A 23270-nucleotide genomic window follows, 5' to 3' on the forward strand; every position below is an offset into this window, starting at 1 on the left:
CGGCTCCTTGAGTCAGGCGAGGGGGCTCAGGCGAGAGGTTTCTGACGGGTCACCCGTTTCGGGTCGCCCTCATATCCGGTGCTGGCGAAGGGGCCGCCCTGGACCGCAAGCGCGACCTCGTTTCCGGGCTCGGGCGGGCCGGCATCGACCTCGGCGGCCCAGACATCGGATGAATCCTGGGGCTCATAGCCGAGCCGCCTTGCGGTCTTGTTGTCCCAGAGCGTGCGGGAATTGTCGGAAACGCCCCAGACGATCTCGTGGTGCAGTTCCGGCGTCTCGAGGCCGACGCGGCAGAGCCGCGTGAGATCACCGATGCTCACCCAGGAGGCAAGAGTGCGCGGAGTGTTCGGCTTCTCGAAACACCAGCCGATCCGGATCGAGAGAATGCCGAGGCCGTAATTGTCGGCGAAATACTGCGACAACCCTTCTCCGAACACCTTGCTGAGACCGTAGCGGCAGTCGGGACGAGGGCGCTCCGACCCATCGAGGCGTTGGGTGCGCGGATAGAACCCGATCGCATGGTTTGAGCTGGCGAACACGATCCGTTTCACGCCGGCCTCGTAGGCCGCCTCGTAGAGCCGGTAGGTACCGTCGATATTGACCCTCAGGATATCGTCCCACTCGTGCTCGACCGAGAGACCGCCGAGATGGATGATGCCGTCGACGCCGGCAACCAGACGCTTCAGGTCCGCGGGATCGGTGATGTCCCCGATCGCGATTTCCTCGCCGTCAGCCGCCGGGCCGAGGTCGGCAATGTCGCTCACACGCAGGACCGGATAGACATTTGCGAGTGATTGGCGCATCCGGCGGCCGATCCCGCCCGCCGCCCCGGTCAGCAGAACACGTCTCATCAGAACTCACATTGATATGATTAATTTATATATTAAGCTTACGTAATATGACTTATCTGTCCAGAGCTATATTGTCAGCCCTTTACGGCTACCGCCCGGCAGAGCAGGCGCCGCCCGAGTCCGGGCGGATTCGCCATTTCCTCGGCGGTAGTGCCACGCGGGGCCTGGCATTGATCTCTTGCAATCAACGACTTGTGAGCTGGTTTTGACCTATCTTGCGAGCTTTCTAGCCCTGTGCCACAACTTCACGAACCGGCAGGAATCACAAAGCTTGGCATTGGACGCGCGCAACATGATGAGACGATCAATACTGGCAGCAGGACTTCTCGCAGCCATTTCCTTCGGTCCGGCCTCCGCCTCCGAGCAGCCGTTCGAGGCATGGGTCGCCGACCTTAAAGCCGAAGCTGCGTCACAGGGGATCAAGCGCGATATCCTGGATCAGGCTTTTGCCGGAGTTGCTCCGATCCCGCGGGTGATCGAACTGGACCGAAAGCAGCCGGAATTCACGCTCACCTTCGAACAGTATCTCACCCGCGTCGTCCCGGACGCCCGGATCCAGAAGGGCCGCCAGTTGCTGGCGGAGAACAGGGCGCTGCTGGACGAGGTCTCGGCGAAATACGGCGTTCAGCCGCGCTTCATCGTCGCCCTCTGGGGGGTGGAGACGGATTTCGGCCGCATCACGGGAGGTTTCCCGGTGGTCGCCTCTCTCGCTACGCTCGCCTATGACGGTCGCCGTAGCGCGTTTTTCCGCAAAGAGCTGCTGCTCGCCCTGAAGATCCTGGACGAGGGGCATATCGCTCCCGGCGACATGAAAGGCTCCTGGGCCGGCGCGATGGGGCAGAGCCAGTTCATGCCATCCAGCTTCACCAATTTCGCCGTCGACCATAACGGCGACGGACACAAGGACATCTGGGGCACCAAGGAAGACGTTTTCGCCTCGATCGCCAACTACCTGTCCCGTTCCGGCTGGAACAACGACATCAACTGGGGCCGTGCGGTGACGCTTCCGGCCGGCTTCGACAAGTCGCTGATCGATGCGAAGGTCATCAAGACCATGCGCGAGTGGGAAGCGCTCGGCGTGACCAGGCGGGACGGCGGCGCATTGCCGGAACGCAACCTCACCAGTCATCTCGTGGTTCCGGGGGACGGAGAGCTGGCGCCGGCCTACCTTGCCTATGCGAACTATGACGTGATCCTGAAATGGAACCGGTCGAGCTATTTCGCGACCGCTGTCGGCACGCTGGCCGATGCGATCGGTCGCCCGTAGTCGGCGATCCAGTTATCGATCCCGACGGCCACAAAATATGGTAGTGTTGAGCTCACGCAGAGGCAGCGGTAGTTTTGCGGAAACTGGACGAATCAAAGGGACACTTATGAAACCTCTCGCCACGCTTTCATTGGTGACGCTTGCCGTTCTGCTTTCCGCCTGCGCGGAAACCGAGTTCGTCGTCCACACGGCCAAACAGATCAACAACGCGACCTCCGACGGACGTCCGCTCGGAACCTACAAGATTGGCTCGCCATACCAGATCAACAACGTCTGGTATTATCCGCAGGTCGACTACGGTTACGAGGAAACCGGCATCGCCTCCTGGTACGGCCCGAACTTCCATAACAAGAAGACGGCCAATGGCGAGATCTTCGATCAGAACGATGTCTCGGCCGCGCACCGGACCCTGCCGCTCCCGAGCGTAGTGCGGGTGACCAATCTCGAGAACGGCCGCGCGCTTGTGGTCCGGGTCAACGACCGCGGGCCGTTTGCGCATGGGCGTATCATCGACATGTCTCGGAGAGCTGCCCAGTTGCTCGGTTTCGAACGGCAGGGAACCGCCAAGGTGCGGGTCGAGATCCTGCCGGAAGAGAGCAGGATCATGGCCGAGGCCTATAGCAACGGCCGGCCGGTCCGACTGGCGAGCCTTAATATACCGCCGGCGAAGGTCCCGGTGCCGGCGCCGACAGCCGCCCCGAGCGTTCCGGTTTCCAAGGGATCCGTGTCCTCCATCCCGGGTGCGGTGACTTTGACGCCGCCTCCGGCCCCGGTCAGCCCCGCCGCAGTGTCGGCCAGTCCGGCCGCGCAAGGCAGTGCGGTCGACCTGCCGGTACACTCCGAGGACAGTCCTGCCGTGATCCAGACGGTGCCGGAAAAGACCGAGATCTTCGTTCAGGCGGGTGCGTTCACCAACGCGACCAACGCGGACAAGCTTACCCAGATGCTCGCCTCAGTCGGGCCGGTCATGATTTCTCCGCGCGAGGTGAAGGGGAAGTACTTCTACCGCGTCCGTCTCGGCCCGCTCGATACCGTCGAGGAAGCGGACAGAATTCTCGAGGCGGTGATCGACCGCGGTTATCCGGCCGCCCGCGTGATCGTCGAGTGAGCCGGCGCGGCGGCAAGGAGTGCGGATATCCGGGCCGGTATGTCTCATTTAGATCAAATTTGCCCGTTACCTTTCCCAACGGGCAGGGCTATAGAAACCGCAGGTTTCACGGGTAGCCACCTTTCGGACCAGTGACGGGTAGGGAATTCATCATGACTTTCGCCAGCAATCTGAACGCAGCGATCAGACGCGCAGCCCGGGTGTTGCCGGCCGCTCTCCTGTTGCTGACGGTACAGATTTCGGCTTCCGAAGCCCTCGATACGAGTGCGCGCGAGGCGTTCCTCATCGATTTTGATACCGGCGCGGTGCTGTTCGAAAAGGATTCGGAAAAGCCTATGCCGCCGGCGTCCATGACCAAGATCATGACGGCGTTCATGGCTTTCGAGCGCCTGAAGGACGGACGCCTTTCGATGGACGACACCATCGCGATCAGCGAGAAAGCCTGGCGCAAGGGTGGCTCCAAAATGTTCGTGAAGGTGAACACGCGGGTGCCCATAAGCGATATTCTGAGGGGGATCATCGTACAGAGCGGAAACGATGCCTCGATTGCCTTGGCCGAGGCGCTCGCGGGGACGGAAGAGGCATTTGCCGAGGAAATGACCCGGCGCGGCCGGGAGATTGGCCTGACCAACAGCACTTTCAAGAACGCGACCGGCTGGCCGGACCCCGAACACCGCTCCACCGCGCGCGATCTTGCGTTTCTGGCGATGGAGATCATCCGAAGATTCCCCGAATACTATCCGATCTATTCCGAGACCACTTTTACCTACAACAACATCAAGCAGGGGAATCGGAACCCGCTGCTCTACAAGAACATGGGGGCCGACGGCCTTAAGACCGGCCACACCGAAGCGGCGGGATACGGCCTGACGGCCTCCGCCATCCGTAACGGCCGGCGGCTGGTGCTCGTGGTCAACGGGCTCGAGAGCGTCAAGGACCGGTCGCGGGAGTCGGAAGCGCTGCTGGACTGGGGTTTCCGCGAGTTCGAGAATTATCAGCTTTTCACCGCCGGACAGACCGTTGCGGATGCCGATGTCTGGCTTGGCAACGCGAAGACCGTGGCCCTCACGACCGATCGCAATGTCCTGCTGACAATCCCGCGGACCTCGCGGCCGAAAATGAAAGTCAGCGTTGTCTATGAAGGCCCGATCCCGGCGCCGATCACCGCGGGCACACAGCTTGCCACCCTCAGAGTGACGGCGCCCGAGATGGAAGACGTCAACATACCGCTTTTTGCGGCGGCGGATGTCGAACAGCTCGGCGTTTTTGGCAAGGTCGGAGCGGCGGTCCAGTATCTCGTCTGGGGCAGCGGTGGCTGACCAGCCGGGCCGCGCACGCGGACGTTTCATCACATTCGAAGGCGGAGAAGGGGCCGGCAAAAGCACCCAGATCCGCTTGCTTGCGGATGCCCTCGCAGCGTCCGGCCTAGAGGTCTGTCTGACCCGGGAGCCCGGCGGCTCGCCGGGTGCCGAACAGATCCGCGAACTGCTTGTCACAGGCGAGACGGGCCGCTGGGACGCCCTGACCGAACTTCTGCTGCTTTATGCGGCGCGCCGCGACCATGTGCAGCGCCTGATCGAACCCGCTCTGACGCGCGGCTGTTGGGTGCTGTGTGACCGCTTCGCCGATTCCACCATGGCCTATCAGGGGTACGGACACGGTCTCGATCTCCAGAAGATCAGGGATCTGCACCGCATTGTGCTCGGCGAGCTGAAGCCGGACCTGACCCTGGTGCTCGACCTTGCCCCTGAAGTCGGTCTTGCGCGGACGCGGGCGGGCGGTGAGGCCGAGAGGCGCGGCGGAGAGGACCGTTTCGAGCGGATGGAACTCGCCTTTCACGAACGCATGCGCGACGGTTTCCGTGCGATCGCCGAGGCAGAGCCGGACCGCGTCGCCCTCATCGACGCCGCGCGCGACACCGACGCCGTGACAAATGACATCACGGCACTTGTCCGCACCCGCCTCGGGGCGGCGGTATGAGCGAGGAGCAAAGCATCCCCTTGCCCCGGGAAACCGAGGAGCTCGTCGGTCACGAGGCCGCTGAGCGCGCCATGGCCGAGGCGGTCGCGTCCGGCAAGATCCCGCATGCCTGGCTGATCACCGGTCCCTCCGGCATCGGCAAGGCGACGCTTGCCTACCGTTTCGCGCGCCACATCCTCTCGGGCGCCGGCGCGGCCGCGGACGAGGGGCCCGGGCTGTTCGGCGACGCGCTTCCCGCCGTACCAGCGAGCCTCAATGTCCCGCGCGACAATCCTGTCTTCTCCCAGATCGCAGCGGGCAGTCATCCGGACATGCTGGTCGTCGAGCGCGGCTACGACGAAAAGCGGAAGAAGATGCGCGGCGAGATCGTGGTCGACGACGTCCGGCAGATCGGCAACTTCCTGCGTCTGACCCCGTCGCTCGGCGGCTGGCGGGTCGTCGTGCTGGATAGCGCCGACGAGATGAACCGCAATGCGGCCAACGCCGTCCTGAAACTGCTCGAGGAGCCGCCGCGCCAGGCCTTGCTGTTGCTGGTGAGCCACGCGCCGGGACGCCTGCTGCCGACAATCCGCTCGCGCTGCCGCGCCGTCCGCCTCGGACCGCTTTCCGACGCCCAGGTCGCGGAACTTCTGACGAAGCACCTTCCCGAACTCGACCCGGCGAGCGCCGAAACCCTGGTCGCTCTCTCGGAAGGGAGCATCGGCCGGGCTTTGTCTCTCGCTGCAGAAGGTGGCATCGACGCGCTCCGGGAACTGTTTCGCGCCCTTGAGAGCTATCCGCAGATCAAAGACCTTGCCGTGCTCGAACTGGCGGATAAATGGACCCGGGCAACGAAGGCCGAGGAAACGGATCCTTTCGAGACCGGCATCGCTCTGCTCGACTGGTGGCTCGGCCGGATCGCACGGGATGCGGCGTCCGGCGACCGCCCGGTTGACCGCGTTCCGGGTATGGCTGCCGCCGCCGAGAAACTCGCGGCCGCCCTCGGGCCGGCAGGGATCGCGGAACGCCGCGCCGGCATCTCCGCCATGCTCGGCCGCGGCAGCCGGCTCAGCCTCGACAAGCGGCAGATGCTGATGGACGCCTTCCAGATGCTCGCCCCCGATCACGCCGGATCCTGACGTTTCGTCTTGAAACTGGAGGGTGCGGGGGGTACCTCAAGACACCCAATTCAATGTTTGCCCCGAAACGGGACAGCGACCGCCGATCGGACAGTTTCCATGAGCGCGCATTACTACCTGACGACGCCGATCTACTACGTCAACGACAAGCCCCATATCGGCCATGCCTACACGACGCTGGCCTGCGATGCGCTCGCGCGCTTCAAGCGGCTGGACGGCTATGAGGTCAAGTTCCTGACCGGCACCGACGAGCATGGCCAGAAGGTCGAGACCGCGGCCGCCAATGCGGGCGTCGATCCGCAGAGCTTCACAGACCGCGTCTCGCAGAATTTCCGCGATCTCGCAAAGGCGATGAACTATTCGAACGACGATTTCATCCGCACCACGGAGGAGCGTCACAAGAAGGCCTGTCAGGAGATCTGGAACAAGCTTCTGGAGAAGGGGCACATCTATCTCGGCGCCTATGCGGGCTGGTACTCGGTGCGCGACGAGGCCTTTTTCACCGAGACGGAAGTGGTCGACGGCAAGGCGCCGACCGGCGCACCGGTCGAGTGGGTCGAAGAGCCGAGCTATTTCTTCGATCTCTCGAAATGGCAGGAGCCGCTGCTGAAGCATTACGAGGAGAACCCGGACTTCATCGCCCCCCAGGCGCGGCGCAACGAGGTGATCAGCTTCGTGAAGTCCGGCCTCCGCGATCTCTCGGTCTCGCGCACCAGCTTCAAATGGGGCGTGCCGGTACCGGGCGACGACGCGCACATCATGTATGTCTGGCTCGACGCGCTGACCAACTACATCACCGCGGCAGGCTATCCCGACACGGAAAGTCCCGAGTACAAGGCCTTCTGGCCGGCCGATCTGCACATGGTCGGCAAGGACATCCTGCGCTTCCACGCGGTCTACTGGCCGGCCTTCCTGATGGCCGCCGACCTGCCGCTGCCGAAGCGCGTCTACGCCCACGGCTGGTGGACCAACGAGGGGCAGAAGATCTCCAAGTCGCTCGGCAACGTGATCGATCCGCTGGAACTGGTGGAGAAATACGGTCTCGATCAGGTGCGCTATTTCCTGCTGCGCGAGGTTCCGTTCGGCAATGACGGCGACTTCTCGCACCAGGCGATGGTCAACCGGATGAACAGCGAATTGGCGAACGATTTCGGCAACCTCTCGCAGCGCGTGCTCTCGATGATCGCGAAGAACTGCGGCGCTGCCGTCCCGGCGCATGGCGCGTTCACCGAGGCAGACCTGAAGCTGCTGAACGCGGCGACCGGGCTGCTTGGCGAGCTGCGCACCTCTTATGACGCGCAGGCCTTCCACAAGGCTCTGGAGCAGATCTGGCAGGTGATCGGCGACGCGAACCGCTATGTCGACGAAATGGCACCCTGGGCGCTCAAGAAAACCGATCCGGACCGTATGGCGACGGTGCTCTACGTGCTGGCCGACGTGATCCGCGTGCTGGCCGTGCTGATGCAGCCCGTGGTGCCGGAAAGCGCCGCGAAGATGCTCGACCAGCTCGCCGTTGGCGAGGAGGGACGGAGCTTTGCCGCGCTCGGCACAAGCCTGGTTCCTGGGACGCCGCTGCCGAAGCCGAGCGGTGTCTTCCCGCGCTATGTCGAACCGGAAGAAGCGGGGGCCTGAGTGAGCGTTCCGGCGATCGTCGATTCCCACTGCCATCTCGATTTCGAGACCTTCGAGGAGGAACGGGATGAGGTGATCGCGCGCGCGCGGCGCGCCGGCGTCTGCCGTATGGTGACGATCAGCACCCGGATCTCGACCTTCCCGCGCATCCGCGCCATCGCGGAACAGTATGACGATGTCTTCTGTTCCGTCGGCATCCATCCGCACCAGGCGGGCGAGGAGAATCCGGTCTCGGTCGAGGAACTGGTGGAACTCGCCGCTCATCCGAAGGTGGTCGGGATCGGCGAATCCGGTTTCGATTATTACTACGACAGCTCGCCGCGCGACGCACAGCGGCGCAGCTTCACCACCCATATCCGAGCAGCGCAGGAAACCGGCCTGCCGCTCATCGTCCATGCCCGCGACGCAGACGAGGACACGGCGGCTTTGCTGGAAGAGGAATATGCCCGCAAGCCCTATACCGGCGTGCTGCATTGCTTCAGCAGCGGCCGGGAGCTCGCCATGCGGGCGCTCGATATCGGCTTCTACGTCTCGCTGAGCGGCATCATCACGTTCAAGAATGCCGAGGATATCCGGGCCACGGTGCGGGATGTCCCGGAAGACCGGCTGCTGGTCGAAACCGATGCGCCCTATCTCGCTCCAGTGCCGAAGCGCGGCAAGCGCAACGAACCGGCCTATGTCGCCTATACCCATGCGGCGCTGGCGGAGCTCCGCGGCATTTCCGAAGCGGACATGGCCGCGTGCACGACCCGGAATTTCTTCCGGCTGTTTTCCAAGGTTCCACCGCCGGCCGATCTCGATCTCGGCAAAGCGGCCTGAAGCACGCACATGAAGATCACCATGCTCGGCTGCGGTCCGTCATCGGGTGTCCCCGTCGTCGGTGACGGCTGGGGCGCCTGCGACCCACGCAATCCGAAGAACCGCCGGCGCCGGCCGTCGGTACTGGTCGAGGAGGACGGGGTCTCCGTCCTCGTCGACACCACGCCGGACCTGCACGACCAGCTCGTCGACGCGGGCGTCACCGATCTCGATGCCATCATCTATACCCACAGCCATGCCGACCATGTGCACGGTATAGACGATGTCCGCCCGCTCTGCTGGGGCACCGGAAAGCAGATCCCGGCCTACATGGATGCCAGGACCTGGAAGGATATCAACCAGCGCTTCGGCTATATGTTCGAAAAGACACCGGAAAGCCCGCCGCATTTCCGTTCGCCGCTCTCGATGCACGAGATCGCGGCCGGCCAGACACTGGAGATCGGACCTCTCTCGATCGAGATTGCCGAACAGGATCACGGACCGAGCGGGACCAGCCTCGGTCTCGTCTTCAACGGCAAGTTCGCTTACTCGACCGACGTCGCGGTTCATACGGAGGCAGAGCTCGACCGGCTGAAGGGGATCGATGTCTGGATCGTCGATTGCCTGCGCGTCGATGCCGCGCGCAGCCATGCGAACCTCGAGACGGCGCTTTCCTGGACCAAGCACGTAAAAGCGGGGCGGACCTATTTCACCCATATGGCCGCGTCTCTCGACTACGAGGAGACGCTCGCGAAATGTCCGCCGGGCGTCGAACCGGGATACGATGGCCTGGTTATCGAGATCTGACGGAGGGAGGGGAGCGGAAATGCTGAAGGTCTGGGGCAGGCGCAGCGCGTTCAACGTCCAGAAAGTCATGTGGCTCATCGGCGAGCTCGGCCTTGCGCACGAGCACACGACTCTCGGCGGCGATGCCGGGGGCCTCGACGATCCTGATTTCCTGAAAATGAACCCGCACGGGCGCGTTCCGGTGATCGACGACAACGGGACGATCGTCTGGGAGTCCCACGCTATCCTCCGCTACCTGGCTGCAGTCTACGGCGACGCCGCACTCTGGCCGGACGATCCGGCAGTGCGGTCGGAGGCGGACCGCTGGATGGACTGGGCACAGAGCAGCCTGCAGCCGACCTTCCTCAACGGCATTTTCTGGGGCTATTTCCGCACCCCGGAAGCAGAGCGCGACTGGCCTACAATCCGGGAAAAACAGGAACTTACCAACCAGTACTTCAAGCGGCTCGACGAGGCTCTGAAGGGCAGGGACTATCTCGGCGGCGCGTGCCTCGGTCTCGGCGACATTCCGGCCGGAACGCACCTTTACCGGTATTTCGGGATGGATCTGGACAGACCTGCGCTCCCGCATGTCGAAGCCTGGTTCGAACGCCTGCAGGAACGCCCGGCCTACCGGGAGCATGTGATGATCCCGTTCCAGAACCTGAAGGGCAAGACGAGCTATTAGGAAGAATACCGACAGATCAATTGGTTAAAGGGTTCTTCTCATAGATCCTGCAGATCCAGAAGCGCCCAGTCCGGTGAGCGGCCTTCGGCTTCCGCCCGATGCCGAAGCATGCTCCGGAAGCCGTTCCGTGCCATTTCCAGATCCAGCCTGAGATCGAATCTTTTGGCCACGGTTTCCGCGACATCCAGCAGCGTCTCGAAGCCTTGCAGGCAACGCGGTTCGCTGCGTGCATTCTGATTGGCCAGGATCAGCCAGCGCGGCTGGCTTCGCTGCAAGGCGTCGACAAAACCGGCGGTGCCGCCGGGCACGGACGGATCCGGTAACGGGGGGATGACCTCCCGGACATAGAATTCCATCCAGCGCTCGAAATAACCCCGCAGTTCAAGGATCGGCGGAGCATCGTGGGTGACCGTATCGGGGTTTGCCCGTTCGGCCTCAAGGCGTTCGAAGAGCAATTCCTCGATAAACAGCTCGAGAAATTCGTAGAGCGTCGTGGTTGATCCGATCGCGTGCAACATGCCTGCGAGTTCCTTCGGAACCACGGTGATATAATCCTCGCGACTGGAGGTCTTGTGCGAGCGGTTGTGTTGCCCCGCATGCCAGGTGATAACCCGGCCCGGCTTCTTCAGGGCTTCTTCGAGTGCTATCCTGCGCACATCGCCATCCAGACCGCTGCAACCGAAGGACAGAAGCCATGATAGACCCGAACCTGATCGGCGAGTTGCAGAAAGATCATAAAAAACTGCTTCTGAACAAGGAGGAGGCCGCAGCCTTTCTGGGTGACCTGGCGGCGCTCTGCCGGAAACACAACGTGTTGCTGAGAACCTCGGATGGGATGATCCGTTTTTCCAAGGGTTTCGACAATTCGGAGACGCGCACGACCTTCAAGGCAGCGCTCGATCAGTCGGGAAGCGTCCCGGCGGCGAAGATCGCGATCAAAGGATAGCGTTCCCGGTCATAGGCATGATTTCCCATAATATACATTATGATATACGTCTTTGTGGACCAGAAACCTTAAACACATGGCCCAGCCCCCGCGCCCGGTGCCTAGCTTGACGCAACAAAGGGAAATTCTTAGAGCTAATTCAACCTGATTCAATCGGACCGCACCGCATCCCGACGGAGAGCATTCTATGATCGAGTTCATTGGACGCCGGTCCGACGTCATGATGCCGGAAATCACCACTCCGAGAGCGGACCTCGACAAGCTCTATCTCGATCTGACTCAGTCCAATATCCCCTACATCCCGACAAACGACGCGGCTTATGCGCAACACCAGCCAAAAATCTATCTGCAGAATGACATGCAGGTGCAGGCTTTCGTGGAGCAAGCCCTCACCCTATTGAGCGCCGAAGACGCAGAGAAATTCAGAACGCTACTTGCATCCGCGGGCGACCAGCTCGGCGCCCGTCTCCAGGAACTCTTCGAGTCGGTAAAACCGAGGGTCGATGTCGGGTTCATAGAGGCAACCTTCGACCGGTTCATAGACAAAGCCTATAAGGACGCTTTCCAGGCTATCGCGGCCTCTGTCGATAAATCCACGAACGGAGATCGGTTCAAGGGGTCCGTGGTCTTTGTCGCTCGTAACAGTTTCAATGTGATACAGCGCGAGGCATTGTACCTAAAGCGCAATGGCTACAAGGTCACACTGCTGAACCTCAACCCGATCAGAGAGAGCCTCAAGCCGTTCTTCAACGAAGCGTTCCACATCGTCTTCGACAGTATCGGGTCCTACCGTACGCTCGGAAAACTTCTTCCGCTCCTGAAGCCGGATATCTTTCACGTCCAATGCCTGATGCACGAGTACTTCATGGCGCGCTTCATCAATGAGAACAAGACGACCGGAAGACTTGTCTGCGAATTCTATGACATCACCTCAGTCTTCGCGCCGACCGAGATTCTGAAGGAGATTTACTGGCCCGCCAGCATCGATCTGGATGTCGAGATGGAGCGTTATATTTTCAACCACGCAGACGCGGTCGTTCATCGCTTCTATCCGCCCTTCATTGACCGGCTCGCCAAGAATTATGGGGCCACCGCACCGCGGCAGCTGGAGATTCAGCAATCCGCCTGCGCGGAATATATCCATTACAGATCCGAGCCGGCCGCCCCTGATGAGCCGATCAAGCTTGTGTTTTGCGGTGGCCTGATGCCTCGAACGGATACGCATCCGGGGCGTCTCTTCGCCGAGCAATACAATCCAGAAACCTGGGCTCTGCTTCTTGAGCAGGGTTTCGAAATCAACGTTTATCTAAGCGTATTACGCAGTTACGGAGAGCGCGGTCTCGAGCATTTCTTGGAACTCGCCGCGACCCATCCCGGTTTGAAGCTGCATGAAGGCGTTCCTCAAAACCAACTCTCGAAAACAATCTGCACGAATGATTTCGGCATGATTCTCTCCCTGATGCCGTCCGAAGGCACATGGAGCTACCAGGAACAACTCGAAACAAGCGTGTCGACCAAGCTCTACTCGTATCTGGAAGCCGGCCTCCCGGTCATCATCAACTCAGAATACAAATACATGGCCGAATTGCTGGAGCGTGAAGGCATGGGCCTCACGCTGAGCCACGACGAGATTCCCCATGCCAGCGAAAAGATCCGCAGCTTCGATCGCGCTGCGGCTTTCGAGAACATCAAACGGTTCAACAGAGAACGTGGCATGGACAGGGAAATCCATCGTCTCATAAACCTTTATGACGAGATCCTGGCATAGGCGAGCCGACCCACCTTCACTATGCCTCAGCCGTCATCGCGGATGGAAAACCACATCTCCGCGCATCCAGAAGCGACAGAGAAGATGCTACAAACAGGACGGTCGAGGTCATGCCGTGAAGCATTCCTCGACCGTCCCGCGCAAGATGGTTCCGGTACCCGGAAGCCCGTGTTAAGCCGCCAGCCTGATCCGAATACCCTCGCGATGGCAGCTCACCACGATACCCGAGGCATTCGAGCGGCCCTGAACGGCGACCTGGATACGCTCCCCTTCCTCGAACTTCGCGTCCTTCGTGTCGGTGAAGAACGCCGTCCCTCCGGATTCGTCGCGCAGGACACACTTCACGCGGTTGTTTCCGACGCTGAGCTCGGCCGGCAGGTTCACTTTCGGACGCTCGCTTTCGCGGCGGTTTGAATCCTCCGTTGCGGTGCGGACCGCGCGGACAATGGCGGAACTGAGTTCAACGATCGCCCCTTCGACGTCGCCCGCCGCTGCCCGAACGCTTCGCGTCGCTTCCCGCGTGCTGGCCGCCTCGTCCGAGACGGTCGTGATACGCAGCGAAACCTCGTTTGTCGCGTCCGTCGTTTCGGCCACATTGCGGCTGATCTCGGACGTCGCCGCAGCCTGTTCTTCCATTGCGGCGGAAACGGAGGCGGAAATCGCGTCGATGTCGGAGATCTTCTCACTCATCTCGCCAACCTCGGAGACCGCATTGCCGGTCACCGCCTGAACCGCAGAGATTTGCGTGGCGATTTCCTCGGTGGCCTTCGCGGTCTGGGTCGCAAGGCTTTTCACCTCGCTCGCCACGACGGCAAAGCCTTTGCCCGCCTCGCCCGCACGCGCGGCCTCGATGGTCGCGTTCAGTGCAAGGAGGTTGGTCTGCTCGGCAATACCGCGGATCAGTTCCGAGACCTCGCCGATCTTCTGCACGCTGTCGGCCAGAGACTGGATCGTTTGCCGGGTCCTGTTTCCGATTTCGACCGCACCGCTGGTCGCGGAGCGCGCGAGGCCGACCTGCTCGGTGATCTCGTGGATCGAGCTGGACAATTCTTCCGTTGCCGACGCGACCGACTGCGCGTTTTGCATGGATTGCGTGGCGGCAGAGGCGACGGAGCTCGAGTTCTCCGAAACCAGTTCGGCGGACTTCGCCATTATAGCGGCATCTTCGGCCATCTTCCGCGTCAGCCGGGCCACGCCGTCGACCGCGCTGCGGGCTTCCTGCTCGACCGTATCGGCCATCTCCCGGATCGCCTTGCGCCGGATTTCCTGCGCTTTGGCCTCGTTGGCCAGCCGTTCGAACTCTGAGTAGTTGATCTGCGCCTGCAGGGCGCGGACCCGCGCCGTGACAGGGCGAAATTCGGCGACCTTCGGCGTAAGGATACGAGCTGATTTCGGATCCTTGGCAATCGCCACAAAATCCTGCTCCAGCTTGCCGAATCCGGAGCGCAGAACCGCAAAGATGCGAGCCGCGAAGAGCACCGCCATCACAATCGCTATGATCGTCGCCACGATCATGACGATCAGCGCGCTGGTGAGCGTCTCTGCGGCGTCACTTGTAATCTGCTCCGCCGTTCCCTGCAGCTTGGCTGCCATAACGGAAATCTGGTCCGTCAGCGGGTCGACGGAGGGGTAGAGGTCTTTCTCGATGAAGACGACGAGATCATCCATGGATTTGGCCCGGACGATTTCGAGCAGGCGAGCAACGGCGACGTCTGTCACTTTCTTCTTGACCTTGGCGTCTGCCAGAAGCGCGGCCTCTTCTGCGGGATGGTCTTCGTTCGCGTAGATGTTCCAGTTCTCGTCAATGGTGGCGAGCGCATCCTTAACGGACGCCTCGGTCTCCTCCCAGGTGAAGCTGCCGCCCCTCATTTTGTGCGACGCGTCGACGATCTGAACAGCATAGGCGTCCGAAACCGCCTTGAGGATCGCCATTTCGGTGAGCACTTCCTCGCGCAGCTCGTCGAAAATCCCGGTCGAGGTCTTGTTGACGTAAAATCCGATTCCCGAAAGCATCATCATCAGGATCAGGACAATCGCGAAGCCGGTTCCGACCGCCCCCTTGATACTGCCGAAAAAGCGCGACAGCTTGGCCATCGGCGTCGTCGAGAAGATGTCGCCGCCCTCGACCGCGACATTCTTGGCCTTGCCTTCTCGGAGATCGCGATAAAGCGCCTCGTAATGCTTCTTCTCGCTTTCGGTCGGACGGGTTCTGATCGAGATGTAGCCTGTGACCTTGTCACCTTCCATTGTCGGGGTGACGTTCGCGCGGACCCAGTAATGGTCGCCGGACTTCGCGCGGTTCTTGACGAACCCTTCCCAGCATTTCCCGGCCTTGACCGTGGCCCAGAGATCGGCAAAAGCCTCCTTGGGCATGTCGCGGTGACGCACCAGGTTGTGCGGCTGGCGCAGCAGTTCCTCTTCGGTAAAGCCGCTGATCTTTACGAAGGCTTCGTTGGCAAACTCGATCCTGCTGTCCGGCGCAGTCCTTGATACAAGAACTTCGTCCGCACCAAACGTAACTTCCCGATTGGTTACCGGTCCATTGTCACGCATTCAAACTGATCTCCTGACGCAGACGGCGGGCCCAGCGCCCCCGCCCCGATGCCTGGCAGGCGTCCCATGCGCCGCCACTGGCGATTTCGGCGGACAATCTGCTCCCCGAAAATAAACATTCGGTTAAAATGCCTACTTGTTTTTACGACGCGTATCGAAGTTGGAATCCTGACCTGTATGTCGTATTTAAATATGCAAAATACGGATCGAAAATCCAAGTCTAACGTTCATGAAGAAGGGGCCTATCGATCCGCCCTTTCCCGCCGGCGGAACCGGAACAGACACCATTTATCCGGGACAATTTCGAACAGCTGATTTATGCGCCGGTCGCGTTTCGGTCTTTTGCGCCATTCCCCCAGACAGTAAGGTGCGGCCATCATGAGCACCCGCACGCCGACTTCCTCCCGCCGTCCCGCACCACCAGCCGATCTTTCCCCGATCGAGCGCCTTCGCCAGGTCATGGCCGCGTTGCGCGATCCGCAGCATGGCTGCCCCTGGGATATCGAGCAGACATTCGAGACCATTGCCCCCTATACCATCGAGGAAGCCTACGAAGTCGCCGATGCGATCGCGCAAGGCGACATGCCGCACCTCGAGGAGGAGCTCGGAGACCTGCTTCTGCAGGTGATCTACTACACGCAGATGGGCAGCGAAGCCGGGCATTTTGATTTCGACAGCGTGGCAGACGGCATCGCCGAGAAGATGATCCGGCGGCATCCCCATGTCTTCGGCGGCGAGAGTGTCGCGGACTCCGAGGCACAGACCCGGAACTGGGAAGCCCAGAAGGCCGAGGAACGCGCGCGCAAGGCCGCAGAGGCGGGGGTCAGGCCAAGCGCTCTCGACGGCGTCTCCGCCGCCTTCCCGGCTCTGATGCGGGCGGTCAAGCTACAGAAGCGTGCAAGCCGGGTCGGTTTCGACTGGCCCGATGCGGAGCGAGTGCTCGACAAGATCGACGAGGAAATCGGCGAGGTCCGGGCCGAGATGACCGCCGATCCGGCCAAGCGCGACATGGACCGGCTGGAAGACGAGGTCGGCGACCTCCTGTTCGTCTGCGTCAATCTCGCGCGTAAGCTCGGAGTCGATCCGGAAAGCGCGCTAAGGCGCTGCAACCGGAAATTCGAGAGCCGCTTCCGGATGGTCGAGACCCTGATGCAGGACGAGCATGGGCGTACTCTCGAAGAGTCCGAACTCGAGGACATGGAAGCGCTCTGGCAACGCGCCAAGCAGCTCGAAAAATCCTGAGTCCACTTTAAGAACCGGCAGCAACACCCTGCGCCGACTCATTTTCCAGATGGAGATTTCTCATGGCCAAGACCGTATTCATCACCGGGGCGACCTCCGGATTCGGTGAGGCGACCGCCCGCCGCTTTGCCGCCGAAGGCTGGCAGACCATCATCTCCGGCCGCCGGACCGATCGCCTCGAGAAACTGAAGAACGAACTGCCTACACCGTGTCATGCAATCACACTCGATGTGCAGGACAAGGCTGCGGTCGATGCGGCCGTCGCCGGAATTCCCGACGGCTTCAAGCCGGTCGACGTGCTGGTGAATAATGCGGGGCTCGCGCTCGGCCTCGAGGGCGCCGACGAGGTGTCGATCGAGGACTGGGAGACCATGATCGATACCAATATCAAGGGGCTGCTCTACTGCACCCGTGCCCTCCTCCCGCTCATGGTCGAGGCCGGTCACGGCCATGTGGTCAATCTCGGCTCCGTCGCCGGCAACTGGCCCTATCCCGGCGGCAATGTCTACGGCGCGACCAAGGCCTTCGTCCGCCAGTTCACGCTCAATCTTCGTGCCGACCTGGTCGCCAAGAACATCCGCGCGACGGACATCGAACCCGGCCTTGCCAATACCGAGTTCTCCTCTGTTCGCTTCAAAGGCGATACGGACAAGGCCGGCGAGGTTTACAGCGGCATCGACCCGCTGAGAGCCGAGGATATTGCGGACGCCATTTTCTGGGCCGCCTCGCGCCCGGCGAACGTGAATATCAACCGGATCGAGATGATGGCGGGTTGCCAAGCCTTCTCGCCTTTCAATATTGTGCGGAAATAGGCGCGGTACGGGATCGCGCATTTCAGGAGATCCGCTATGGCGGTACGCATTTTCATCGACGGAGAAGCCGGGACCACGGGCCTGCAGATCCGCGAGCGGCTGATGGGCCGGGACGACGTCTCGCTGATCAGCCTCGGCGCGGAGGAACGCAAGGACACCGAGGCCCGACGCCGTGCGCTGAACGAGGCGGATCTCTCCATCCTCTGCCTGCCCGACGCGGCGGCGGTGGAAGCGGTCTCCATGATCGAGAACCCCGATACCAAGGTGATCGACGCCTCGACGGCCCATCGTGTCGCAGACGGCTGGGTCTATGGTTTCCCCGAGATGACGGCAGGCCACGAGAATGCCGTGCGCAATGCGCGCTTCGTCGGCAATCCGGGCTGCTATCCGACCGGCGCGATCGGGCTGATCCGTCCACTGGTGGAGCATTCCCTGCTGCCGGCGACCTATCCGATCACGGTGAACGCGGTCTCCGGCTATTCCGGCGGCGGCAAGGCACTGATCAACCAGATGGAGGACAGCAAGGCCGAAGACCATATCGGCTCTGCCATCTTCTCCTACGGCCTGCAGCTGCAACACAAGCACCTGCCGGAGATGCAGCAATATTCGATGCTGGAGCACAAGCCGATCTTCCAGCCGAGCGTCGCGCGTTATTACAAGGGCATGGCGGTCTATGTGCCGCTGCATCTCTGGGCGCTTCCGGGCGGGGTCGGTGCCAAGCGGATCCACGAGTGCCTCAGCGACCATTACAGCGGCCATCTCTTCACGGACGTGGCGCCGCTGGAACAGTCCCTCGCCCTCGCCCGGCTCGATCCGGAAGAGCAGAACGACAGCAACCGGATCCGCTTCTATGTCTTCGCCAACGAGAAGAACGGCCAGTGCGTGCTGGCAGCGACGCTCGACAATCTCGGCAAGGGCGCATCCGGCGCCGCGGTCCAGAATATGAACCTCATGCTCGGCCTTGAGGAAGGTCTCGGGCTGACGCTCGAACGCGCAGCCTGATCGCAAAGAACAGGAAACAGGAAAGCCCCGGCCGATGCCGGGGCTTTTTTTGATTTTCTCCGGATCTCCCGAGCGTCAGGGCCAGAGCCTGTCACGCAGATCATCCCAGGCCGCTTCGTCCGGAGCGATCAGCAAACCGCCGTCCAGCTGGTCCGGAAGGTAGGGCATCTTGTTGAAGCGCGCATGGAAGCCGCCCGCTTCCTGATGCAGCAGCGTGCCCGCCACGTGATCCCACGGCATGTTCTTCGGATACATCGCGAAATGCGCCTTGCCGGTCAGCAGGGTCAGATATTCGTGGCCGGCACAGCCATAGCGGAAATGCTCCTCGACCGCGTCCTTGGCCCGCTCCTTCATCTCTTCCTTCAGGGGAGACGGCATGAAACGGAAATTCAGCGCGCCCCGCATTTCCGTGCTGGGACGCCCCGCGAGGACCGAAAGCCGCTCTTCCCGGCCAGTGTAATGGCACATCCAGGCCCCTTCGCCGCGGACAGCCACGGCACAGCGCTCACCCAGCGGGTCGAGAATGAGGCCGAGCACCGACTGGCGCCGGTGCACGAGAGAAACCATCACGCAGAACTTGCTGTCGCCCCGGGCAAAATTCCGGGTTCCGTCGACCGGGTCGACGATCCAGACCGGGGCGTCGCCGGTCAGGGCGTTCAGGATCAGCTTGTCGGCGGAAACGGCCTCCTCTCCGACCACCAAGGAGCCCGGCAGCAAATCCTGGAGAAGCGGCGTCATCCGCCGCTCGGATTCGATATCGGCAATGGTGACGAGATCGTCCGGGCCGGTCTTTTCCTGGATTTCTCCCCTCTGCAGCGACCTGTAACGCGGCAGGATCACGGAATTCGCGGTTTCCCGCATGATGCCCATGACGGCAGAGGGATCTGGATATCTGTTCATTCGCGCCAGCAGGTGATTTGCCGGCGGGTGCCGGGCTTCGGAAGATACAATTTAACCGGAGCAGCCGGTATTGGAAGTGAGCTTCCGCACCCGATTGAAATCACGCGTTAAATCTGGCGTCGAAACGTTCGGCATCGACTGGAGTCATGCGCACTTTCATGTGGATTTCGGAGTCCCTGTCCTCCCGGTCCACCACCTGTCCGTGCTGGTAGAGCCAGGCGACCGCCGCCCCGTTCGCCGCATCCAGTTCGAAAGTGCGGGTCACGTCCCCGACTCCAAGCATCTCATCCAGCAATCCAAGAAGGTCCTGGCAGCCTGTCCCGTCGAGCGCCGATACCGCGATCTTCCGGCTCATGCCCTTTGCGAGGGCTTCCCCGCGCTCCGGCAAACCCAGCAGATCGATCTTGTTGAGGACCTCGACGGTCTGCTCGGTCAGTTTCCGTTCGTCCAGGCCGAGATCGCGCAGAACGGCGATGACGTCGTTTCTCTGGGCCTCGGTATCCGGATGGGAGAAGTCCCGCACGTGAAGCAGGATGTCCGCCTCCTTCACCTCCTCTAGCGTCGCCCGGAAAGCGGCAACAAGGTGAGTCGGCAGATCGGAAATGAACCCGACCGTGTCGGAGAGGATGATGGTCCGGCCCGACGGCAGTTCCAGCCGGCGCATCGTCGGATCGAGCGTGGCGAAGAGCAGATCCTGCGCAAAGACCGCGGATTCTGTCAGCCGGTTGAACAGGGTCGATTTGCCGGCGTTCGTATAGCCGACAAGCGCGACGATCGGATAGGGAACCTTGCGCCGGGACTCGCGGTGCAGTTCGCGCGTCCGCTTGACGTCCTCGAGTTCCTTGCGGATCCGGGTGATCCGCTCGCCGATCAGCCGTCGGTCGATTTCGAGCTGGCTTTCGCCCGGGCCGCCCACGAAGCCGAGACCGCCGCGCTGGCGTTCAAGGTGCGTCCAGGAGCGGACGAGACGGCTACGCTGGAAAGTCAGCGCGGCCAGTTCGACCTGAAGCCGGCCTTCATGGGTGCGTGCGCGGGCGCCGAAGATCTCGAGGATAAGCGCCGTCCTGTCGATAACCTTGCAGTCTAGCGCTTTCTCGAGGTTGCGCTGCTGAACGGGAGAGAGCGACGCGTCGACGATGGCGACCTCGATCTCCATTGCCTGCACGATCCCGGCCAGACGCTCGACCGCGCCGCCGCCGATATAGGTCGCCGGGCGGACACGGCTGAGCGCCACGACTTCGCTGTGCACGACATCGAGCTCGATCGCCGCCGTCAGGCCGACGGCTTCCGCCAGACGTGCTTCAGGGTCCCGCGTTCCCGGGGACTCCTGAGACACCGATCTCTTTTCGAAGGGATGGACAACAAGTGCCCGACCGTTCTTTACGTCCGACGCGCTATCCATGCACGCCCTGCTTTCTCAGGCTCAACTGGCCTCTTCTTCCCGCGCCGGCTCAAACAGCTGAACGGGCTGGGACGGCATAATGGTAGAGATCGCGTGCTTGTAGACCAACTGCGAGTGTGCATCCCGGCGCAGCAGCAGCGAGAAATTGTCGAACCAGGTCACGATGCCCTGGAGCTTCACACCGTTGATGAGAAAGATCGTAACCGCAGTCTTGTTCTTCCGGATCGTGTTGAGAAACACTTCCTGAACGTTCTGATTCTTATCGGTGGCCATTGCACGGACCTTTTGTTCGTTGTGTATCAGGCGCATGCCGGAACAAGCTTGGCACCGCCCCCATCTCGCAAATGCGAGATGGGTACCTCCTTTATATAACTATTTCTCGGCCCGACTCAATCTGTCAGCGCACGCCGCATTGCATCGCAATCGATGAAATGATGTCTCGGTGTCCATTTTTCCAGATCGGCCGCCGCAATCGGCTCGTCTCCGATCAGCACCGGAACGCATCCGCTCGCCACTCCGCACTGCAAATCAACCAGTGAATCTCCGACGAACCAGACGGCATCCCCGGGGACATGCCCCGAATCCGCAAGCGCCAGATCGACGGGCTCGCGCGACGGCTTGTCCTTCACGGCGTCGGTCGCGCCGACAATCCGGTGGAAAAAGCCCGTCCAGCCAAGGGTTTCTGCCTCAGCGCGCAGGAAGTTTCCGTTCTTGTTGCTGACCACGCCCATGAGGACCGAGCGCTCCCGCAGCGCGGAAAGCAGATCCTCGGCCCCTCCCAGGGCGCGCAATGCCGAGAGATGACGTTCTTCGAATGCGGCATAGAAAATGTCGCGCGCGTCTTCCCAGCGCTCTCCGAAGATCGTCGGAAAATTGTCCCGCATGGAGCGCTTCGCCCGCAGACGCATTTCCTGCTCGGTCCAGTGCGGTAGATCGAACGCGCCAAGGGCGGCGTTCATGGCTGCGGTGACACCCGGCCAGTTGTCGACGAGGGTACTGTCCCAATCGAACAGGATCGCGCGCGGTTGCTCGACCATGATCAGAAAAAATCGAGCCGGACGGCAAAGAGTTTCTCGACCTTCTTCACCACCTCGTAGGTGGCGAAGAGAATGACGCGGTCCTGCGCCTGGATGACCGTATCGCCGCGCGGTACGAGAACCTCGCCGTCACGGTAGATCGCACCGACGATGACGCCGGCCGGCAGCTTGGCGTCGCGCAACGGGCTGCCGACCAGTTGCGAGGTCTCCAGCGCCTCGGCCTCGATCACCTCACCAAAGTCACCGCGCAGGGAATAGACGCCGCGAATGCGCCCGCGCCGCACATGCTGCAATATGGTGGAGACCGTGATCGCCCGCGGGTTGACCACGGCGTCGACTCCAAGGGTCGAAATCAGCGAGGCGTAGGTGCCCTTGTTGATCAGCGCGACCGTACGATCCGCGCCGGCGCGTTTGGCCAGCAGCGAGCCGATGATGTTCACTTCCTCGTCGTTCGACACCGCGACAAAGGTCTCGGTCTGGGCAACGTTTGCTTCCTCGAGGATCTCGACGTCGAGAGCGTCTCCGTTGAGCACCATCGTATGGTCGAGGGTCTGCGCCACGAGCTTGGCCCGTTCGCGGTCGTACTCGATCACCTTCACACTGACGCCGGAATGCTTCGACTCGATCTCTTCGGCAAGCATGAGACCGATATTGCCGCCGCCGGCGATGATGACGCTGCGCCCCTCTTCCTCTTCGTGTCCGAAAGCGGCCATGGCACGGGTGAGGTGTCCGGTATCGCACACGAAATAGACATCGTCGCCCGGCAGCATGTGATCGTCCGGTTTCGGCACGATGCCGCGGTCGTCGCGAATGATTCCGACGACGACGATATTGAGATCGGAAAACAGACTGGTGAGCTGGCGCAGCGGCGTGTTGACGATCGGACAGTCCTCGTCACAGCGCACGCCGACCACCCTCACCGCGCCGTCCGCCATCGGTACCACGTCGAACGCGCCCGGCACCTGCAGGCGGCGGCCGATCGCCTTCGCCACTTCGCGCTCCGGCGAGATGATGTGGTCGATCGGCATGTTCTCACGGCTGAACAGGTCAGCCCAGATCGGCTGCAGATAGTCCTGCTGGCGAATACGGGCGATCCGCGACGGCACGTTGAACAGGGAATGCGCGATCTGACAGGCCACCATGTTGACCTCGTCCGAATAGGTCACGGCGATCAGCATGTCCGCGTCACGCGTTCCCGCATCCTCGAGGATGGAAGGCAGAGACGCGAGGCCGTGAACCCCGCGGACGTCGAGCGTCTCGGCGATCTTGCGGACCAGCGCCGCATCCTGGTCGATGACGGTAACGTCGTTGTTCTCGCCCGCCAGATGCTGCGCAATGCTGGTGCCGACCTGACCGGCGCCGCAAATAACGACTTTCATT

General features: G+C 61.8%; 22 protein-coding genes. 14 read left to right on the top strand and 8 right to left on the bottom strand.

Features of this window, described 5'->3' with window-relative positions; all coding sequences use genetic code 11:
* Positions 1-26: 26 nt before the first annotated feature.
* Positions 27-851 carry an NAD(P)-dependent oxidoreductase gene (locus JJ959_RS00625; protein WP_292879337.1) on the bottom strand — a complete coding sequence of 275 codons (825 nt, stop codon included), beginning with the start codon at positions 849-851 and terminating at the stop codon, positions 27-29.
* 292 nt (positions 852-1143) lie between these two features.
* On the opposite strand from JJ959_RS00625, the gene JJ959_RS00630 reads away from it, so the two are divergent.
* From JJ959_RS00630 to JJ959_RS00670, 9 genes are all read left to right on the top strand, one after another.
* Positions 1144-2118 carry a lytic transglycosylase domain-containing protein gene (locus JJ959_RS00630; protein WP_292879338.1) on the top strand — a complete coding sequence of 325 codons (975 nt, stop codon included), beginning with the start codon at positions 1144-1146 and terminating at the stop codon, positions 2116-2118.
* 106 nt (positions 2119-2224) lie between these two features.
* A complete protein-coding gene (locus JJ959_RS00635) occupies positions 2225-3226 on the top strand; it encodes a septal ring lytic transglycosylase RlpA family protein (protein ID WP_292879339.1) in 1002 nt (333 codons plus the stop codon).
* A gap of 152 nt (positions 3227-3378) precedes the next feature.
* Positions 3379-4545, top strand: coding sequence for a D-alanyl-D-alanine carboxypeptidase family protein (locus JJ959_RS00640; RefSeq protein WP_292879340.1), 1167 nt, complete (start codon positions 3379-3381; stop codon positions 4543-4545).
* Complete coding sequence (gene tmk / locus JJ959_RS00645; RefSeq protein ID WP_292879341.1) at positions 4538-5206, top strand: dTMP kinase; 669 nt, start codon at positions 4538-4540, stop codon at positions 5204-5206. The genes JJ959_RS00640 and tmk overlap by 8 nt, the downstream gene beginning before the upstream one ends.
* Positions 5203-6324, top strand: coding sequence for a DNA polymerase III subunit delta' (locus JJ959_RS00650; RefSeq protein ID WP_292879342.1), 1122 nt, complete (start codon positions 5203-5205; stop codon positions 6322-6324). Before tmk ends, JJ959_RS00650 begins: the two co-directional genes overlap by 4 nt.
* Before the next feature lie 99 nt (positions 6325-6423).
* Positions 6424-7956, top strand: a complete 1533-nt coding sequence (metG, locus tag JJ959_RS00655) for a methionine--tRNA ligase (protein ID WP_292879343.1) — start codon at positions 6424-6426, stop codon at positions 7954-7956.
* Positions 7957-8775 (top strand): TatD family hydrolase, encoded by an 819-nt coding sequence (locus JJ959_RS00660; protein WP_292879344.1) that lies wholly within the window; start codon positions 7957-7959, stop codon positions 8773-8775.
* Positions 8776-8784: 9 nt separating this feature from the next.
* The gene (locus tag JJ959_RS00665; protein ID WP_292879345.1) at positions 8785-9561 is read left to right on the top strand and encodes an MBL fold metallo-hydrolase; all 777 of its coding nucleotides are present in this window, start codon (positions 8785-8787) and stop codon (positions 9559-9561) included.
* A gap of 19 nt (positions 9562-9580) precedes the next feature.
* Positions 9581-10228, top strand: a complete 648-nt coding sequence (locus JJ959_RS00670; protein ID WP_292879346.1) for a glutathione S-transferase — start codon at positions 9581-9583, stop codon at positions 10226-10228.
* Positions 10229-10266: 38 nt separating this feature from the next.
* Here JJ959_RS00670 and JJ959_RS00675 read toward each other — a convergent pair whose 3' ends face one another.
* Positions 10267-10884, bottom strand: a complete 618-nt coding sequence (locus JJ959_RS00675; protein ID WP_292879347.1) for a hypothetical protein — start codon at positions 10882-10884, stop codon at positions 10267-10269.
* A 38-nt stretch (positions 10885-10922) separates the two neighbouring features.
* Between JJ959_RS00675 and JJ959_RS00680 the strand changes: the two genes are divergently transcribed.
* Together JJ959_RS00680 and JJ959_RS00685 are read left to right on the top strand one after the other, a co-directional pair.
* The gene (locus JJ959_RS00680; protein ID WP_292879348.1) at positions 10923-11174 is read left to right on the top strand and encodes a hypothetical protein; all 252 of its coding nucleotides are present in this window, start codon (positions 10923-10925) and stop codon (positions 11172-11174) included.
* A gap of 187 nt (positions 11175-11361) precedes the next feature.
* Positions 11362-12942, top strand: a complete 1581-nt coding sequence (locus tag JJ959_RS00685) for a hypothetical protein (protein WP_292879349.1) — start codon at positions 11362-11364, stop codon at positions 12940-12942.
* Between the two features lie 171 nt (positions 12943-13113).
* Here JJ959_RS00685 and JJ959_RS00690 read toward each other — a convergent pair whose 3' ends face one another.
* On the bottom strand, positions 13114-15495 hold the full coding sequence (locus tag JJ959_RS00690) for a methyl-accepting chemotaxis protein (RefSeq protein ID WP_292879350.1): 2382 nt from the start codon (positions 15493-15495) through the stop codon (positions 13114-13116).
* 378 nt (positions 15496-15873) lie between these two features.
* Here JJ959_RS00690 and mazG point away from each other — a divergent pair, with 378 nt between their 5' ends.
* The 3 genes from mazG to argC all read left to right on the top strand — a co-directional run bounded on the left by mazG (position 15874) and on the right by argC (position 18551).
* Positions 15874-16737, top strand: a complete 864-nt coding sequence (gene mazG, locus JJ959_RS00695; protein ID WP_292879351.1) for a nucleoside triphosphate pyrophosphohydrolase — start codon at positions 15874-15876, stop codon at positions 16735-16737.
* A gap of 62 nt (positions 16738-16799) precedes the next feature.
* Positions 16800-17549 carry an SDR family NAD(P)-dependent oxidoreductase gene (locus JJ959_RS00700; protein WP_292879352.1) on the top strand — a complete coding sequence of 250 codons (750 nt, stop codon included), beginning with the start codon at positions 16800-16802 and terminating at the stop codon, positions 17547-17549.
* A 36-nt stretch (positions 17550-17585) separates the two neighbouring features.
* Positions 17586-18551: an N-acetyl-gamma-glutamyl-phosphate reductase gene (argC, locus tag JJ959_RS00705; RefSeq protein WP_292879353.1), complete on the top strand. Its 966-nt coding sequence runs from the start codon at positions 17586-17588 to the stop codon at positions 18549-18551.
* Between the two features lie 75 nt (positions 18552-18626).
* Here the strand turns inward: argC and JJ959_RS00710 are convergent, their stop codons facing one another.
* The 5 genes from JJ959_RS00710 to trkA all read right to left on the bottom strand — a co-directional run bounded on the left by JJ959_RS00710 (position 18627) and on the right by trkA (position 23269).
* A complete protein-coding gene (locus JJ959_RS00710; protein ID WP_292879354.1) occupies positions 18627-19451 on the bottom strand; it encodes an inositol monophosphatase family protein in 825 nt (274 codons plus the stop codon).
* A 100-nt stretch (positions 19452-19551) separates the two neighbouring features.
* Positions 19552-20787, bottom strand: a complete 1236-nt coding sequence (gene hflX / locus JJ959_RS00715; protein ID WP_366816888.1) for a GTPase HflX — start codon at positions 20785-20787, stop codon at positions 19552-19554.
* 87 nt (positions 20788-20874) lie between these two features.
* Complete coding sequence (gene hfq / locus JJ959_RS00720) at positions 20875-21126, bottom strand: RNA chaperone Hfq (protein WP_193180604.1); 252 nt, start codon at positions 21124-21126, stop codon at positions 20875-20877.
* A gap of 116 nt (positions 21127-21242) precedes the next feature.
* Positions 21243-21890 (bottom strand): HAD family hydrolase, encoded by a 648-nt coding sequence (locus tag JJ959_RS00725; RefSeq protein WP_292879356.1) that lies wholly within the window; start codon positions 21888-21890, stop codon positions 21243-21245.
* A gap of 2 nt (positions 21891-21892) precedes the next feature.
* Positions 21893-23269 carry a Trk system potassium transporter TrkA gene (gene trkA, locus JJ959_RS00730; protein WP_292879357.1) on the bottom strand — a complete coding sequence of 459 codons (1377 nt, stop codon included), beginning with the start codon at positions 23267-23269 and terminating at the stop codon, positions 21893-21895.
* Position 23270 lies beyond the last annotated feature (1 nt).

The sequence above is a fragment of the Nisaea sp. genome, assembly GCF_017640745.1.
Classification (GTDB): Bacteria; Pseudomonadota; Alphaproteobacteria; order Thalassobaculales; family Thalassobaculaceae; genus Nisaea.

Bases quoted from the DNA above. Each gene is read 5' to 3' on its own strand.
- JJ959_RS00625 (WP_292879337.1), bottom strand. From the start codon at position 851: ATGAGACGTGTTCTGCTGACCGGGGCGGCGGGCGGGATCGGCCGCCGG.
- JJ959_RS00630 (WP_292879338.1), top strand. From the start codon at position 1,144: ATGATGAGACGATCAATACTGGCAGCAGGACTTCTCGCAGCCATTTCC.
- JJ959_RS00635 (WP_292879339.1), top strand. From the start codon at position 2,225: ATGAAACCTCTCGCCACGCTTTCATTGGTGACGCTTGCCGTTCTGCTT.
- JJ959_RS00640 (WP_292879340.1), top strand. From the start codon at position 3,379: ATGACTTTCGCCAGCAATCTGAACGCAGCGATCAGACGCGCAGCCCGG.
- JJ959_RS00650 (WP_292879342.1), top strand. From the start codon at position 5,203: ATGAGCGAGGAGCAAAGCATCCCCTTGCCCCGGGAAACCGAGGAGCTC.
- metG (WP_292879343.1), top strand. From the start codon at position 6,424: ATGAGCGCGCATTACTACCTGACGACGCCGATCTACTACGTCAACGAC.
- JJ959_RS00665 (WP_292879345.1), top strand. From the start codon at position 8,785: ATGAAGATCACCATGCTCGGCTGCGGTCCGTCATCGGGTGTCCCCGTC.
- JJ959_RS00670 (WP_292879346.1), top strand. From the start codon at position 9,581: ATGCTGAAGGTCTGGGGCAGGCGCAGCGCGTTCAACGTCCAGAAAGTC.
- JJ959_RS00680 (WP_292879348.1), top strand. From the start codon at position 10,923: ATGATAGACCCGAACCTGATCGGCGAGTTGCAGAAAGATCATAAAAAA.
- JJ959_RS00685 (WP_292879349.1), top strand. From the start codon at position 11,362: ATGATCGAGTTCATTGGACGCCGGTCCGACGTCATGATGCCGGAAATC.
- JJ959_RS00690 (WP_292879350.1), bottom strand. From the start codon at position 15,495: ATGCGTGACAATGGACCGGTAACCAATCGGGAAGTTACGTTTGGTGCG.
- mazG (WP_292879351.1), top strand. From the start codon at position 15,874: ATGAGCACCCGCACGCCGACTTCCTCCCGCCGTCCCGCACCACCAGCC.
- JJ959_RS00700 (WP_292879352.1), top strand. From the start codon at position 16,800: ATGGCCAAGACCGTATTCATCACCGGGGCGACCTCCGGATTCGGTGAG.
- argC (WP_292879353.1), top strand. From the start codon at position 17,586: ATGGCGGTACGCATTTTCATCGACGGAGAAGCCGGGACCACGGGCCTG.
- JJ959_RS00710 (WP_292879354.1), bottom strand. From the start codon at position 19,451: ATGAACAGATATCCAGATCCCTCTGCCGTCATGGGCATCATGCGGGAA.
- hfq (WP_193180604.1), bottom strand. From the start codon at position 21,126: ATGGCCACCGATAAGAATCAGAACGTTCAGGAAGTGTTTCTCAACACG.
- JJ959_RS00725 (WP_292879356.1), bottom strand. From the start codon at position 21,890: ATGGTCGAGCAACCGCGCGCGATCCTGTTCGATTGGGACAGTACCCTC.
- trkA (WP_292879357.1), bottom strand. From the start codon at position 23,269: ATGAAAGTCGTTATTTGCGGCGCCGGTCAGGTCGGCACCAGCATTGCG.